11 protein-coding genes and 1 pseudogene are annotated in these 15,382 nt (G+C 71.6%); 4 read left to right on the top strand and 8 right to left on the bottom strand.

Translation table 11 applies throughout. The annotated features are described in order from the left end of the window. Positions 1 to 375 precede the first annotated feature (375 nt). Positions 376 to 1,536, top strand: coding sequence for a right-handed parallel beta-helix repeat-containing protein (locus tag ACWEFL_RS18270; protein WP_451713369.1), 1,161 nt, complete (start codon positions 376 to 378; stop codon positions 1,534 to 1,536). Next, entirely contained in the window at positions 1,533 to 2,591 is a 1,059-nt protein-coding gene (locus ACWEFL_RS18265; protein WP_451713366.1) for a methyltransferase, read from the top strand. Before ACWEFL_RS18270 ends, ACWEFL_RS18265 begins: the two co-directional genes overlap by 4 nt. 94 nt (positions 2,592 to 2,685) lie before the next feature. Here the strand turns inward: ACWEFL_RS18265 and ACWEFL_RS18260 are convergent, their stop codons facing one another. From ACWEFL_RS18260 to ACWEFL_RS18230, 7 genes are all read right to left on the bottom strand, one after another. After that, the gene (locus tag ACWEFL_RS18260; protein ID WP_451713364.1) at positions 2,686 to 3,030 is read right to left on the bottom strand and encodes a TcmI family type II polyketide cyclase; all 345 of its coding nucleotides are present in this window, start codon (positions 3,028 to 3,030) and stop codon (positions 2,686 to 2,688) included. Further along, complete coding sequence (locus ACWEFL_RS18255; RefSeq protein ID WP_451713361.1) at positions 3,027 to 3,503, bottom strand: SRPBCC family protein; 477 nt, start codon at positions 3,501 to 3,503, stop codon at positions 3,027 to 3,029. Before ACWEFL_RS18255 ends, ACWEFL_RS18260 begins: the two co-directional genes overlap by 4 nt. Position 3,504: 1 nt before the next feature. Further along, entirely contained in the window at positions 3,505 to 3,762 is a 258-nt protein-coding gene (locus ACWEFL_RS18250; RefSeq protein ID WP_451713358.1) for an acyl carrier protein, read from the bottom strand. 113 nt (positions 3,763 to 3,875) lie between these two features. Beyond that, entirely contained in the window at positions 3,876 to 5,090 is a 1,215-nt protein-coding gene (locus ACWEFL_RS18245; protein ID WP_451713449.1) for a beta-ketoacyl synthase N-terminal-like domain-containing protein, read from the bottom strand. Between the two features lie 485 nt (positions 5,091 to 5,575). Next, positions 5,576 to 6,844 carry a beta-ketoacyl-[acyl-carrier-protein] synthase family protein gene (locus ACWEFL_RS18240; RefSeq protein WP_451713355.1) on the bottom strand — a complete coding sequence of 423 codons (1,269 nt, stop codon included), beginning with the start codon at positions 6,842 to 6,844 and terminating at the stop codon, positions 5,576 to 5,578. Continuing rightward, the gene (locus ACWEFL_RS18235; protein ID WP_451713353.1) at positions 6,841 to 7,278 is read right to left on the bottom strand and encodes a cupin domain-containing protein; all 438 of its coding nucleotides are present in this window, start codon (positions 7,276 to 7,278) and stop codon (positions 6,841 to 6,843) included. Before ACWEFL_RS18235 ends, ACWEFL_RS18240 begins: the two co-directional genes overlap by 4 nt. Before the next feature lie 63 nt (positions 7,279 to 7,341). After that, complete coding sequence (locus ACWEFL_RS18230) at positions 7,342 to 8,481, bottom strand: SchA/CurD-like domain-containing protein (protein WP_451713350.1); 1,140 nt, start codon at positions 8,479 to 8,481, stop codon at positions 7,342 to 7,344. Between the two features lie 243 nt (positions 8,482 to 8,724). Between ACWEFL_RS18230 and ACWEFL_RS18225 the strand changes: the two are divergent. After that, positions 8,725 to 10,395: pseudogene (locus tag ACWEFL_RS18225) on the top strand (FAD-dependent oxidoreductase); the annotation flags it as partial. A gap of 512 nt (positions 10,396 to 10,907) precedes the next feature. Next, a complete protein-coding gene (locus ACWEFL_RS18220) occupies positions 10,908 to 13,604 on the top strand; it encodes a SpoIIE family protein phosphatase (RefSeq protein WP_451713348.1) in 2,697 nt (898 codons plus the stop codon). Between the two features lie 447 nt (positions 13,605 to 14,051). Here the strand turns inward: ACWEFL_RS18220 and ACWEFL_RS18215 are convergent, their stop codons facing one another. After that, entirely contained in the window at positions 14,052 to 15,164 is a 1,113-nt protein-coding gene (locus tag ACWEFL_RS18215) for an abortive phage infection protein (RefSeq protein WP_451713346.1), read from the bottom strand. Positions 15,165 to 15,382 lie beyond the last annotated feature (218 nt).

Genomic DNA, 15,382 nt, shown 5'->3' with positions numbered 1-15,382 from the left:
AGACCGGGCGGGTGGGGCCGGACCGGGCCGGGCGGGTGGACGGTGGCCGACCACGAAGGCCGACGCGGGCCCGGCGCGGGTCGGCGCGGGTCGGCGCGGGTCGGCACGGCACGGCCCGGCCCGGCACGGCCCGGCCCGGCACGGCCCGGCCCGGCACGGCCCGGCACGGCCCGGCGCGGCCCGGCGCGGCCCGGCGCGGGCGCTTCGTAGACCAGTCGGGTGGGACTGCCCCAGCAAGCCGACGCAAGCCGTCCCACGCGGGCGTGGGAGACGACACCACGGGGTCGGACGGAAATGAACCCGGTCGCACCACACCCTGTATCCATCTGCTTTCTCCGTGTGGCAAGGTCCATGGATCGCCCATAGCTTCGGCCCATGACGAATTACCAAAAAAACCACAGATCGCCGCACGCGCGACGACGGATCGGATGCCTCGTCGGCGTCGCGTCCGTCATGGCCTCCGGGCTCGCTGCCGCCGCCCCCGCCGCGGCCGTCTCCGTCCCCCATGGCGGGGCCAGACACATCGTGTACCCCGGTGGGTCGATCCAGGTGGCCGTCGACGCCGCGCGGCCGGGTGACACGGTGCTCATCAGGCCGGGCGTCTACCGGGAGAGCGTCCAGATCACCAAGGAGGGTCTGACGCTGCGCGGCGCGGGTCCCGGGACCGTGCTGATGCCCGCCCCGATCGCCGTCACGCCCTCGCCCACGCCCATCGCCGGCCGGAAGCGGGCCGTCCGGGCCGTCAACGCCTGTGCGCAGAAGGGCAACGGCATCTGTGTGACCGGCACCGAGGGCGCGAACGCGCGCGGGGTCTCCATCCGCTCCCTGAAGGTGACCGGGTTCGCCGCCGCCGGTCTCTGGGCGTCCCGTACCGACCGGCTCTCCGTCCGCCAGGTGACCGCCGAGAAGAACGGCACCTGGGGGATCTCCCTGGAGAAGTCCACGCGTGCCTCGATCCGCGACAACGCCTCCCGGGACAACCGCGACGCCGGCGTCTTCCTCGCCAACACCGTCGGCGAGGAGGGCGGGGCCACCGACACCCTCGGGACGGTCGTCGCCAACAACGAGCTGGTACGCAACCGCGTCGGCATCAACATCAAGCGCGTCCGGAATCTCACCGCCCGCGAGAACGACATCTCCGGAAACTGCGCGGGGATCTTCGTCGTCAGCGACGAGTCGAAGCCCGCGGCCGGGGCGATGACCATCCGGAACAATGACATCCACAAGAACAACAAGCTCTGCCCGGCCACTCCCAGGCTGCCCGCGATCCAGGGCTCCGGAATCGTCCTCACCGGCTCCGACGCCACGGTCATCCGGAACAACAGGATCTCGGAGAACGTGGGCAGCGCGCCCATGTCCGGCGGCATCGTGCTGGCGAAGAGCTTCGTCGGCGCGACCAACGACGACAACGTCATCGAGCACAACCAGGTGACCGGCAACCGCAAGGCCGACCTGGTCCACCGCGGCCCCGGCAAGGGCAACACCTTCACCGGCAATGTGTGCGGGGCCTCCGAACCGGCGGGAATGTGCCGATGACGACTCTGAGCACCCGACCCGTCCAGACCGTCTCGGTCGACACCGCCCCTCCCCCGGCGATGCGCCTGCGCGAACTCGTCTTCGGGGCGGCGTGCGCCGCCGCCGTCCGGGCGGCCGCACGCCTCGGCGTGGCCGACGCCCTCGGTGACGCGCCCGCCACCGTCGAGTCGCTCGCCGCGGCCGTCACCGCCGAGCCGCGGCCGCTGCGCCGGCTGCTGCGCGCGCTCTCCTGCTACGGCATCTTCAAGGAACGCCCGGACGGCACCTTCGCCCACACCGATATGTCGCGGATGCTGCGCGAGGACGATCCGCAGAGCCTGCGCTACATCGCCCTGTGGTGCACGGAACCGTGGACCTGGGCCGCGTGGCCGCGTCTCGACGACGCCGTGCGCTCCGGGGACAACGTCTTCCAGGAGCTGTACGGCAAGGGCTTCTTCGAGTATCTGCACCAGGACGCGCACGACTCCGCGCAGGTGTTCAACCGGGCCATGACCACCTCCAGCAAGCAGTCCGCGCTGGACGTCGCCGAACTGCTCGACCTCAAGGACGTCTCGTCGGTCGCCGACATCGGCGGCGGCCAGGGGCATGTGCTGGCCAGCCTGCTGGAGAAGCACCCCGACCTGCGGGGCACGCTGCTCGATCTGCCGGATGTGGTGGCGAAGGCCGATCCACGGCTGCGGGACGGCGGGCCGCTGGCCTCGCGGACCGGCATCGTGCCCGGCGACTGCCGCCGTGAGATCCCGGTGAGCGCGGATCTGTACATCGTCAAGAACATTCTGGAGTGGGACGACCACAGCACCCTCAGCACGCTGCGGAACATCGTCGCGGCGGCCCGCCCCGGCGCGCGGGTCGTCGTGATCGAGAACCTCGTGGACGACACCCCGTCGATGAAGTTCACCACCGCCATGGATCTGCTCCTGCTGCTGAACGTGGGCGGAGCGAAGCACACCAGGGAGAGCATGGTGGACCGGATGACGAGGGCGGGGCTTCCCGTCGGCGAGATCCGTCCGGTGAACGCGTATCTCCACGCGTTCGAGTCCGTGGTTCCCGGATGAGCGGCATACGCGTCCGGACCGGCCGACGCCCCGAAGCCTCCACGAGGAGAACTTCGGGGCGTCCGCGTGTGCGGGTCCGGGTCCGGGTCCGGCGTCAGTCGCGTTCCCAGCAGTAGAACTGACGGGCCATCGCGTCCTTGGGGCTCCGCCAGGTGGCGGGGTCGTACGGACTGATGAACGCGGTCAGCCGGTCGCTGAGGTCCCGGAAGTCGGGATGCTCCGTCACCTGGGCGATCGCCGGACCGGGCGGCCGGTCCGACTCGATCAGATGCAGATACACATCACCGAACTGGAACAGGCTGCGCCGAGTGACGCCCACGAGGTGGGGCAGCTCGCCGTCGTCGGACTTGGCGAATAGCTCCGCGATCCCGTCGGCCGAACCCGGCGCCATCCTCGCCACGATCAGCGCCCGGTGGGGCGAGACGGCCGAAGGGCTCATCGCGGACTCCCCGCTCGTCCGGAGACCTTGGCGCGTGCCTCGATCTTGTCCCGGATCAGAGCCATCTGGACCTTCGAGTTCCGGTTGATGTTCTCGGTCATCCAGTCGTCGTCGACCGGCGCGTCCGGCTTCATCGCGAAGTCCTGCCGCCAGTGCATCCTCGTGCCGCCGGGCACTTCGGAGTACTCCCAGTGGATGTCCATGTGCTGGAAGGGGCCGGTCTCGACGCGGCGGGCGCGCACCTTGCGGTTCTCACGGTCCGGGGTGCGCTCCGAGACCCAGCTCCACACCGTCCCGTTCTCGTCGGGGTGCATGGTCAGCCGGAAGGTCGTCGTGTCGCCCTTGCGGTCCAGGATCTCCACCGACGCGTACTCACTGAAGAGCTGGGGCCAGTTCTCCAGATCGTTGGTGATCTCCCAGACGAGGTCCAGGGGTGCGGCGACGGTGATCTCGTTCTCGGTGTGTCCGGGCACTTCAGGCTCCGCTCTTGGTGAGGGTGTTGTTGACGAGGTCGATGAACTCGCGGGGGGTCTTGCACCGCTCCGCGTCCTGCGGCATCGGCCGGCCGTACTGGTTCTCCAGCGTGGCGACGATGCCGAGAAGGCCCAGGGAGTCCAGGCCGTACTCCTCGAAGGGGGTGTCCGGGTGGTCTGCCAGGGCGATCGGGTCGACCGCGATGCCGGCGTTCTTCCGCATCAGGTCGCCCAGTTCGTAGGAGGTCAGGGTGTCCATGGGACGTGCTCCTTAGTCGTGAAGGTCGGGTGGGCCCGGCCTGTCGGTGCCGGGGCCGCCGGTGGGGCCGGCCACCGGCGGCGGATGAGGGCCGGGCCCTGCGGGGCCCCGCGTCAGACGGGGGCCCCGCTACGCAGCACCAGCGCCGCGTTCGACCCCATGAGCCCCCTGCTCAGCACCAGTGCCGTGCGCAGCGGTACCCGGCGGGCCTGACCGGTGACGACGTCGATGTCGTGGCAGACGTCGAACACGTTCGGCGTCGGAGGTACGAGGCCGTGTTCCATGGCCATGACCGCCGCGGCCACATCGAGAACCGGACCGCCGCAGTACGCCCGTCCGATACCGGTCTTGGGGGCTGTGACCGGCACCCGTCCGCCGTGCGGGCCGAGGGCGTCGGCGAGGGCCAGCGCCTCGGCCCGGTCGGCCTCCGGCGTTCCGAGGGCGTCGGCGAAGACCACGTCGATCTCCTCCGGCGCGCAGCGGGCGTCCTTCAGCGCGGCGCGGATCGCCACGGCCAGCCCTTCCCGCGACTCGGGCCACCGGGAGGGACCGGTGAACGTGGCGGCGTGCCCCGCCACGTACGCCCGTGGCCGCACCCCGCGCCGCACCGCCGCGGACTCCTCCTCGGCGACGAGCATCGCGCCGCCCTCGGCGGGGACGAAGCCGCAGGCGTCCGAGGTGAAGGGCCGGTAGGCGCGGGCCGGGTCGTCGCAGGTGCTCAGGTCCTCGTAACCCAGCTGGCAGACGACCGAGTAGGGCGCGAGCGGCGCTTCCGCGGAGCCGACGACGACCGCGTCGGTGCCGCGCGCGATCGCCCCGGCGGCGTGCGCGAAGGCGTCGAGACCACCGGCCTCGTCGCTGCACACCACACCGCACGGCCCCTTGAAGCCGCCGCGGATCGATATCTGGCCCGTACTGGCCGCGTAGAACCAGGCGATGGACTGGTACGGGCCGACGAAGCGCGAGCCCCGGCCCCACAGCTGCTGGAGCTCGCGCTGGCCGAACTCGCCGCCGCCCGATCCCGCGGCGGTCACCACTCCGACGGCGAAGGGCGAGTCCTCGTAGTCGGCCCGGCCGAGCCGGGCGTCGGCGAGGGCGAGGTCGGCGGCCGCCATCGCGAAGTGGGTGAAGCGGTCGGTCTGTACGAGGTAGCGCTGCTCGACGACCGCGCCGGGGTCGAGGTCGCGCACTTCCCCGCCGACGCGCAGCGGCAGTTGCTCACAGCCGTCGCGGCTGATCCGGTCGAGGACGCTGATGCCTTCCTGCGTCGACTTCCAGAAGGCGTCGGCGCCGATCCCGTTGGGGGCGACGACTCCGATGCCCGTGATGACCGTACGTCTGGCAGCCGGATCGCCGGATCTGCCGCCGCGCCGGCCGACGGGCCGGTCCGCGGGCTCGGCGAAGGGCTGCTCGCCGGACCGGCCGCCCTGCCCGGCCGCGGACTTACCCGCGAGTTTGCCCGCGGCCTTCCCGGCGGTCTTCCCAGCACCCTTTCCGGACGCTTTGCCCGCGGACTTCCCGGTAGCCTTCCCGGCACCCTTCGCGGACGCTTCGGCCGCGGCCTTTCCCGCGGACCCGTCGACCGGCTTCTTCTTGCCGGACCGAGCGTCGGACCGACCGTCGGACCGGGCGCCGAACCGGTCGACGGACCAATCGACGGACAGATCGACCGCGCGGTCCGCGGACCGGCCCGCGGACCGCGCGACGGCCGGTTCGGCGGAGAAATCGGCGGAGGAACCGGCGGACGGGTCGACGGCCGACTCGGCGGACGACTCGGCGGACGACTCGGCGGACGGATTCTTCGGGGAGTTGCTCATCGTGCCCTCCCGCTGGGCCTGGTCATGACGACCGCGGACTGGAAACCGCCGAACCCGCTGCCGACGGAGAGCACATTGCTCAGCTTCCGGGAGCGGGCGGTACGCGGCACATAGTCCAGGTCGCACTCGGGGTCGGGGGTCTCGTAGTTGGCCGTCGGCGGCACCACCTGGTGGTGCATCGCCAGTACGCAGGCCACGAGTTCGATCGCGCCGATCGCGCCCAGCGAGTGCCCCACCATGGATTTGATGGAACTCATGGGCGTCTTGAACGCGTGGTCGCCCAGGGACCTCTTCACGGCCGCCGTCTCGTGGCGGTCGTTCTGTTTCGTGCCCGAGCCGTGCGCGTTGACGTAGTCGATGGCCGTGCTCTCGGTACGCGCGTGCCCGAGCGCGGTGTCGATGGCACGGGCCATCTCCAGCCCCTCGGGGGTGAGCCCGGTCATGTGGTAGGCGTTGCCGAAGGTCGCGTATCCGCCGATCTCGCAGTACACGTTCGCACCACGGGCGCGCGCGTGTTCGAGCTCTTCGAGTACGAGCACGGCTCCGCCCTCGCCCATGACGAACCCGTCACGGTCGGCGTCGAACGGGCGGGACGCGTGCGCCGGGTCGTCGTTGTTGGGCGAGGTCGCCTTGATGGCGTCGAAACAGGCCACGGTGATCGGCGAGATGGGCGAGTCGGACGCTCCCGCGACACAGACGTCGGCCCGGCCCTCCTCGATGGCGTGGAAGGCGTATCCGACGGCGTCGAGCCCGGAGGTGCAGCCCGTGGACACGGTCTGCACCGGGCCGCGCGCGCCCACCTCCTCCGCGACGGCCGAGGCGAGCGTGCTGGGCGAGAAGGCGCGGTGCAGATGGCGTCCGGCGGGGCGGTGGTCCACGGCCCAGCGGTTGCCCGACGAGGAGACGGCGACATAGTCGTGCTCCAGTCGTGTGGTGCCTCCGACGGCGGTGCCGAGGGAGACCCCGATGCGCCAGGGGTCCTCCTTCCCGGCGTCGAGCCCTGAATCCGCCATCGCCTCCCGGGCGGCGACCAGCGCGAACTGGATGTACCGGTCGGAGCGGGCCACCTGTTCCTTGTCGAGGCCGTGCCGCTCGGGCTCGAAGTCGACCTCGGCGGCGATCCGGGAGCGGAAGCCGGCCGGGTCGAAGAGGGTGATGCCCCGTGTGGCCGTACGGCCGTTCTCCAGCAGATCCCAGAACGCCGGGGCGCCGACGCCTCCGGGGGCGACGATGCCGACCCCGGTGACCGCCACCCGCCGCCTCACGACACGGCCCCAGTCCGTTCCGGCGGGCTGCCCTGCGCTCCGGCCCCCGGCGTCTCCTCGGTGTCGACGTGACCCAGTTCGGGGCGGGGCGCGAGCGGCCCGAGATGGAAGACCATCCGGGCCTCGACGTTGGAGACGTTGCGGAACCGGTGGCGCATGTTCTTGGGGATCAGCAGTCCCTGGTCGGGGCGCATCTTCTGCGTCTCACCGTCCAGGTCGACCTCCAGGAGCCCGCTCACCACGTACACGAACTCCTCGGAGTACGGGTGGTAGTGCTCCCCGATGCGTTCGCCGGGCTGCACGATGGCGAGTCCCATGAAACCGGTGGTGGCGCCCACCGCCGTCGGGGTGAGCAGGGCGCGCAGATCGCCTCCGCGCCGGGTGTTGGGCTGGGTCTCGCTGAGGTCCACGATGCGTGGGCGGTGCGTGGTCATGCTGGCTTTCCTCCAAGTGCGGGTCCCGCGCGGGCAGTTGCCGGGACCTGGCTGGCGTGCGGGTCAGGATTCGTTGGGTGCGTACCGGTCGGTGACGAGTTGCATGTCGGCGCGGGTGACGAAGCGGGCGATCCCGGGGTCGCCCTCCCTGACCTCCGGGACGTCCGGCAGGTCGTCGCCGTCGACGAGCAGGCGGGCGAGGGTCGCGAGCTTGCGCGGGCCCTGGACGCCGAGCGCGAGAACGGGGTGGTCGTCCAGCGGGCCGTTGACGTCGATGAGCCGGACGACGATGTCGTCCCGCTGGAAGACGGTGCTGCTGACGATCGGGTCACTGGGATGGGCCGCGGCCTCTTCGTCCTGCTGGGACAGCAGCCGGGCCACGGCGAGACCGCAGCCGTCCTTGGCCTGGTAGTAGAGCGCGTGACGGTTGACGTCACCGGGCTGGGGCCCTTCGGCGGACACATGGTGCACCGCGGGGAGCGCGGCACGGGTGAAGAAGAGCCGGGCGGAGCCGGGGTCGTCGAGGTCCCGGTCCTGCTCCAGATAGGGGTTGATGGCCTCCTCCACGGCCCGTACCTCGGGCTGGCGGGCCACGTGGCGCAGGGCGGCCATCAGGTCTCCGTGCACCTCGATCGCGCGGACGACCCGGTTGCCGTGCATGAAGAGCGAGGTGCGCCGCAGCCGGGTGTGGTCGTCGACGCGGGCGGCGGGCGAGGTGTATCCCGCGAGGATCTTGGCGACGGTCGGCTCGCTGCCCGGCTTCACGGTGAAGGTGAGGGCGTGGCGTACGACGCCGTCGCCGACGTGCGGCGTGGGCAGCAGCCCCGTCCTGATCCGCTGCTCCGGCGCGGCGCTGAACCCCTGTCCGGTCTCGCGGAGCACGCTGAACCGCAGCGAGCGGGTGTCCCGTACGCAACTGTGCAGCGGCTGGACGGTCTCCACGTGTTCCTCGCTGTTGACCCAGGCGAGGAAGGGCGGTGCGCTCTCCCATTCGCTGGTGATGAGCCACTGCGAGGGGTTCTCGATCGACTGGCAGAGCTGGTCGCTGATGTGTCCGGGTACCGAGGCCACGCTGTTGCGCATGTGCTCGTACGCCTCCAGGAACTGCTTCTGGGCTCCGTCGTAGAGGTCCAGCAGCAGAACGACCCGCAGTCTGGACCCGTCGAAGGCGGACTGCGAAATGCGTTCCGACAAGGTTGTCATCCGTGTTCACACTCCTTCGCGACCGCGCCTTAGCCGGGGACGCGGCCCAGTCGTCAGTCGTTGATCAAGGTGATTGCGCTCCGCGGGGCGTGGTCGGTGCCACGTGGATGCGCACGAACGCCCCTCATGATCCGGAGCGCTCCCGTGATCCGATCGTGATCCGCTGCCACGAGTGGCGCGAGAGATGGACACCATGCGGGTGAATGGGCGGGGGAACGGTCCGGGACCGGGCACAGAGATCCCATGCAAGAGCCCAGGAAGAACGCCGCCGCCGCGGCCACCGCCCCGCAAGCCGAGACCTCGACACTCCGCGTACCCGTCCTCGTCGTGGGCGGGTCCCTGGTGGGCCTGTCCACCTCGCTGTTCCTGAGCCGCCACGGCATCCCGCACCTGCTGGTGGAGAAGCACTCCGGCACATCCGAGCATCCGCGTGGCCGGGGGATGAACCTCCGCACGATGGAGTTGTTCCGGGTGGCCGGGGTGGAGCGGGAGATCCGGGAGGCGGCGTCCGTACTGGCCGGCAACCACGGGATCCTCCAAGCGGGTTCACTGACCGGGAAGGACGAGGAGTGGCTGTTCAGACAGATCGATCCGGGCGGAGGTCATGCCCGCCTGAGCCCCAGCGGCTGGTGCCTGTGCAGCCAGAACGACATCGAGCCGGTGCTTCACGCGCGTTCGCGTGAGTACGGGGCCGATCTCCGGTTCTCGCACGAGCTGCTCTCCTTCGAGCAGGACCCGGCCGGGGTCGGCGCGCTCGTCGAGAACCGGGTGACCGGGGAACGTTTCCCCGTACGGGCGGACTATCTGGTCGCCGCGGACGGTCCGCGCAGCCCGGTCAGGGAGCGGCTCGGCATCGGCCAGAGCGGCCATGGCGAGCTGTTCCACAATGTGAGCCTGACGTTCACGTCCCGCCGGCTGGCCGATGTCGTCGGGGACCGGCGGTTCATCGTCTGCTATCTCACCCGGCCGGGCGCGGACGGCGCGCTGCTGCCGGTGGACAACCGGGAGCGCTGGGTGTTCCACGCCCCCTGGCATCCGGAGCACGGCGAGCCGCTCGACGACTTCACGGACGAGCGCTGCCGTGAGCACATCCGCCGCGCCGTCGGCGTCCCGGATCTGGATGTGGAGATCACGGGGAAGGCGCCGTGGCACGCGGCGGAGCGGGTCGCGGACCGCTACTCGTCCGGCCGGGTGTTCCTCGCCGGGGACTCGGCGCACGAGATGTCCCCCACCGGCGCGTTCGGGTCCAACACCGGTATCCAGGACGCCCACAACCTGGCGTGGAAGCTGGCGGCGGTGCTCAAGGGCTGGGCGGGTCCCGGTCTGCTGGAGAGCTATGGCGAGGAGCGGCTGCCGGTGGCGCGGGCGTCCGCGGAGCGGGCGTCCGCCCGCTCGGCGGAGCACAGCCACCCCGGCTACGCGGCCCCGTCCGCGCCCGGCGGCCGGCAGGGCGGGATCCTGGCGGTGGCGATGGGGTACGGCTACCGGAGCGGCGCGGTCGTCGGCGCGAACCCGGACCGTCCCGTGGCCCCCGAGCGGATGCGGCTGACGGCCGAGCCCGGCACCCGTGCCCCCCATCTGTGGGTGACGTGGGCGGGCGAGCGGATCTCGACGCTCGATCTGTACGAGCGCTCGGCGGTCCTGCTCTGCGGCGCGGGGTCCGTATGGCGGGACGCGGCCCGGCATGCGGCGGCCCGGCTCTCCGTACCGCTGGAGGTGTACGGGATCGGCCGGGGCTCGGACGCCGACCTGGTCCCCGAGGAGGGGTCCGCCTACTGGGCCGAGGCGCACGGCCTGGAGGCGGGGGGCGCGCTGCTGGTGCGCCCGGACGGGTTCGTCGCCTGGCGTTCGCCGGGCCCGCTGCCGGCCCCGGAGGCGGCCGTCGCCGAAGCTCTCACCCAGGTGCTGAGCCTGGACACCCGAACAGCGGATCAGGAAGCCCGGATGCTGAGCGAGGAGTTCCAGCTGCTGGACCGCGGGCCGGGCGTGAACGTACGGGAGTCGGGGCCCGGCGTGAACGTACGGGAACCGGGGCCCGGCGTGAGCGTACGGGAACCGGGGCCCGGCGTGAGCGTACGGGAACCGGAGGTGACGGCCGGAGAGCCGGAAGCGGGGGTCGGGGAGCCGGGGGTGACGGACCGCGAGGACGCCGCACCCGGTCTGAGCCCTCGCTGAGCGGTCTGGCCGGATTTCACGGGCGTCGGGCCCTCTCCCGATGGGAAGGCAGAGCGGACGGAAGCACGCGCGGAATCTGCCGCATCGACAAACGGCGACGGACGACGATCGGCGACGGACAACGGCGGACGGCGACGGACGGCGGACGGCGACGAATGGCGGTGAACGGCAGGGAAGGCGCCGCGCGTGCGACCCGCGCGCTCCACCGGGCGCGGACAGCCCAGGGTTTGCGGGAGGTGTAGAAAAAGGACATGGCCGCACGCAACGGTCGCCCGCGCTCGATGCTGAAGATGCGCAGTGTCGCGGGCCAGGTCTTTCTCCTCCAGGTGGCGATCGTGGTGCTGCTCGTCGCCGCGGGTATGACAGCGCTCGTCCTGCAGTCCCGTTCGGACAGTCAGCGCGAGGCGTACCGCCGGTCGGTCGCCGTGGCGCAGACCTTCGCCAACTCACCCGGCATGGAGGCGGCGCTCAAGAGCCCCGACCCGAGCGCCGTACTCCAGCCGCACGCCGAGGCCGCCCGCAAGGCCGCGCCCGTCGACTTCATCGTCGTGCTCAGCACCAAGGGCGTCCGCTACACGCATCCCGAACCCGACCGGATCGGGAGGCAGTACATCGGCAATCTGGCGGAAGCGCTGAAAGGCAAGGTCGTCGAGGAGGAGATCGTCGGCCCGATCGGCCTCCTCGCCCAGGCCACGGTGCCGGTCCGCGACTCCCAGGGCAGGATCATCGGCCTGGTCTCCGCCGGTATCACGCTGGCGCACGTCAGCGGTGTCGTCGAGGAGCAGTTCCCGCTGCTGCTGAGCGTCGCGGCGGGCGTGCTGGTGCTCGCCACCGTGGGCACCGCCCTGGTCACCCGGAGGCTGCGCCGGCAGACCCACGGCCTCGGGCCGGAAGAGATGACCCGGATGTACGAGCACCATGACGCGGTCCTGCACGCCGTACGGGAGGGGGTGCTGATCGTCGGCGGGGACGGGCGGCTGCTGCTCGCCAACGACGAGGCCCGCCGACTGCTCGATCTGCCGATGCACGTGGAGGGGCTCGGGGTCGATGAACTGGGCCTCGATCCGCTGACCGCGCAGCTGTTGTCGTCGGGCCGGATCGCCAGCGACGAGGTGTACCGGGTCGGCAGACGGCTCCTCGCCGTCAACCAGCGCGCGACCGACCAGGACGGCGGCCCGCCCGGCACGGTGGCCACGATCCGGGACACCACGGAACTCCAGGCGCTCAGCGGCCGGGTGGATGTGGCGCAGCGGCGGCTGAAGCTGCTCTACGACGCCGGCACGGAGATCGGGACGACGCTGGACGTGGTCCGCACCTGCGAGGAGCTGACGGAGTTCGCCATCGGCCGGTTCGCCGACTACGCCACGGTGGATCTGGTGGAGTCGGTGCTGCGCGGCGAGGAGCCGACGGCGACGGGCGCGGGCGCCGACATGCGCCGGATGGCCGTCAGCGGGCTGGACGAGGACACGGCGCTCTTCCGGCTGGGCACGACGGTCCGCTTTCTGCCCGACACTCCGATGGGGGCGGGGCTCGGGATGGGCGAGGCGATCCTGGATCAGGACCTCGGCGCGTACTCGGGCTGGGAGCAACAGGCCCCGACGCGGGCGCGGAAGCTCGTCGAGACCGGTTTCCACTCGATGATCGCGGTGCCGCTGCGGGCGCGTGGCGCGATTCTGGGCGTGACGATGTTCTGGCGCTCGGAGCAGCCTGACCCGTTCGAGGAGGAGGATCGTTCCCTCGCCGAGGAGTTGGTGGCCCGCGCGGCGGTCAGCATCGACAACGCCCGCCGCTACTCGCGCGAGCACACCATGGCCGTCACGCTCCAGCGCAGTCTGCTGCCGCGTGGCCTTCCGGAGCAGGACGCGATCGATGTGGCCTACCGTTACCGCCCCGCTCAGGCGGGGCTCGGGGGGCTGGGCGGTGTCGGCGGCGACTGGTTCGACATCATCCCGCTGCCGGGGGCACGGGTGGCGCTGGTCGTGGGCGATGTGGTGGGCCACGGTCTGCACGCCGCCGCCACCATGGGACGGCTGCGTACGGCGGTCCACAACTTCTCCACGCTGGACCTGCCGCCCGACGAACTGCTGTGGCATCTGGACGAGCTGGTGGCCCGGCTCGACCAGGAGGACTCGGGGGACGGCGGGGGCGGCGGGGTGACCGGCGCGACCTGTCTGTACGCGATCTACGATCCGGCGACCGGCATCTGCACGATGGCCCGCGCCGGACATCTCCAGCCGCTGCTGCTCGCCCCGGACGGCACGGCGGCCTTCGCGGACGTCCCCGGAGGACCGCCGCTGGGTCTGGGCGGGATGCCCTTCGAGACGCTGGAGCTGAGGCTGGCCGAGGGCACCAGTCTGGTGCTCTACACGGATGGTCTGGTCGAGGACCGGGACCGGGACATCGACGACGGTCTGGCCCTGCTGAGGGAGACGCTCTCCGGCCACCCCGACCGCTCCCCCGAGGCGACCTGTGAGGCGGTGCTGCGGGCCCTGCTGCCGGAGAACCCGCGCGACGACATCGCGCTGCTGGTGGGCCGTACGCGTGTACTCGGCCCGTCTCGGGTCGCCGACTGGACCGTGCCGTCCGATCCCGAGGCCGTCGGGGAGGTACGGGCGGCGGTGGCCCGCACGCTGACGGAATGGGGCCTGGAGGACGAGGCGTTCACGACCGAGCTGATCCTGAGCGAGCTGGTCACCAACGCGATCCGGTACGCGGTCGGCCCGATCCGGGTACGGCTCATCCGCGACCGCAGCCTGATCTGCGAGGTCTGGGACCGCAGCAGCACCTCCCCGCATCTGCGGCAGGCGGCGAGCACGGACGAGGGCGGCCGCGGTCTGTTCCTGGTGGCGCAGTTCGCGAAGCGGTGGGGTACGAGGTACACCCCGGACGGCAAGGTGATCTGGACGGAACAGCCCCTGCCGCCGATGCAGGCTCCGCCGTTGGCGTGAGGTGCCTGTGCGGGGTCCGGCGGACGGCCGGTGAGGGTCCGGTGGGCGGCCGGGGTGGGAGGGCGCGGACGGCCGCGGCGGGTGGGCGCGGGGCGCGGGCAGGCACGGCGAACCGCGAGCGGCTACCCGCACCGGAGGTACGCGGACGGACTGGCGCGGGCCGCCGGAGGTCGCGGGCCACTGAGTGCCGGGCCACCGGGACGGGATGGCGCGGGCGGGAGGGCACGGACGGGCGGGAGGACGCGGACGGGCGGGCCTGGGCGGGCGGGAGGACGCGGGCGGGCACGGGAGCCGATCGCCTGCGAGGCGACTGTCGGCCATCTCCAGGAACGCGACCGCAGGTCGGGGCGTACCCCCGGTGGGTTCCCGGCGTCGGCGCCCGGCTTCCATCCGCGCGCCTACCGCCGGGCCCGGCTCTGGGAGGTCGAGCGCCGACGGCTCGCGCGGCTACGCGCGCCCGTACCGTCGGGCCAGCGCGTGGAACGCCTCCTTCGGCTCCCAGTGCCATGCGGACGCCGGATCACCGAGGTCGTCCTTGATCGCCTTCACGATGCTGTAGCTCGCGAGGTCGAGGTCGTAACGGGGTTCGGACCGGTGGGGCTGGTCGGGGGTGACGAACTCGAACGCCATCGCCGCGTACAGGCCCATCGACTCGAAGACGCTCAACAGCTCGGTCAGATAGTCGGCCTGGGTGCGTTCGCTGCGGACCGGGTTGCCCGTGATCTCGGGCGGGTCCTTGGAGTAGTCGACGATGGACCAGCCCATGCCGCCCTGCTCCGGCGCACCCTCGAAGGTGCAGGTGCCGAACTCGGTGATGGCGAGGGGCTTCCCCCAGCACAGATACTCCCCGAGTTCGCGGACGTAGTCGCGGCGGCGCGGGAAGTACGAGTAGTAGTCGAGGCCCACGATGTCGAAGAGGCTCCAGTCGACGATGTCGCCCTGGGCCGACGCGTAACTGAGCTTCCCTTTGAAGACGGACCGGCCGACCCGCGCGGCCAGCGCGATGAACCTGTTCAGTTCACGCTGCATATGCTCCGGATCGTAGGTCCCGTTCGTCAGGTTCTCGATCCGCTCCAGGACATTCGCGCCGGGCACGATGCCGGGCACGAAGAGCCAGAACTCGCAGCCGACGCTGAGATCGACGTCGGCTCCCTGCCGCCGCAGGCGCTCGGCGAACCGGCCGCACTCGGCCATGTGGTCGAGGATGTCCCGCTCGGGCAGATCGGCGAGTGTGGGCTCCATCCAGATGTGCAGCCCGCGTTCCGCCGCCTGCGCCGCCGTGGTCGTCAGCCGTTCGACGCCGTCTCCGGTGACCTTGATCGAGTCGGCGTGCAGATCGTGTTCGATGGCGCGTAGGTCCCGGCGTGTCCTCGCGGCGCTCCACGCGGTGCCCGGAGTCTCGCCCGCGCCCAGCGTGTAGCACACGCCCCGGTGCTTCACCCTGCGCCGACGCCCGTTCCCGGCCGCCGCCGCCTGGTCCGCCGTCCCCCATACCGCGGCGGCCCCGACGGCTCCCGCCCCCGCCAGGAACCGCGCCCGGCTGATCCCCTCGCTCCGCACTGTGCTCCTCCAGGTCGCCTCGGTCCGGCTACGAGGCCCCAGTCTGGGGAGCGGCGGATCGAGGGGGTGTCGGCCGAAGGTCTACGGGCGTACGACGGAGGGATGAATCCCCCGCGACCTCCGTCTCCCGCGACGGCCGACCCGACCCGACCAACCCGACCAACCCGACCCGACCAACCCGACCAACCCGGCCCGACCAACCCGACCAACCCGGCCCA

It is taken from the genome of Streptomyces sp. NPDC004838, from assembly GCF_053600955.1.
Note: the sequence above shows the minus strand (reverse complement) of the source record. Positions and strands in the feature narration are given on the sequence as shown.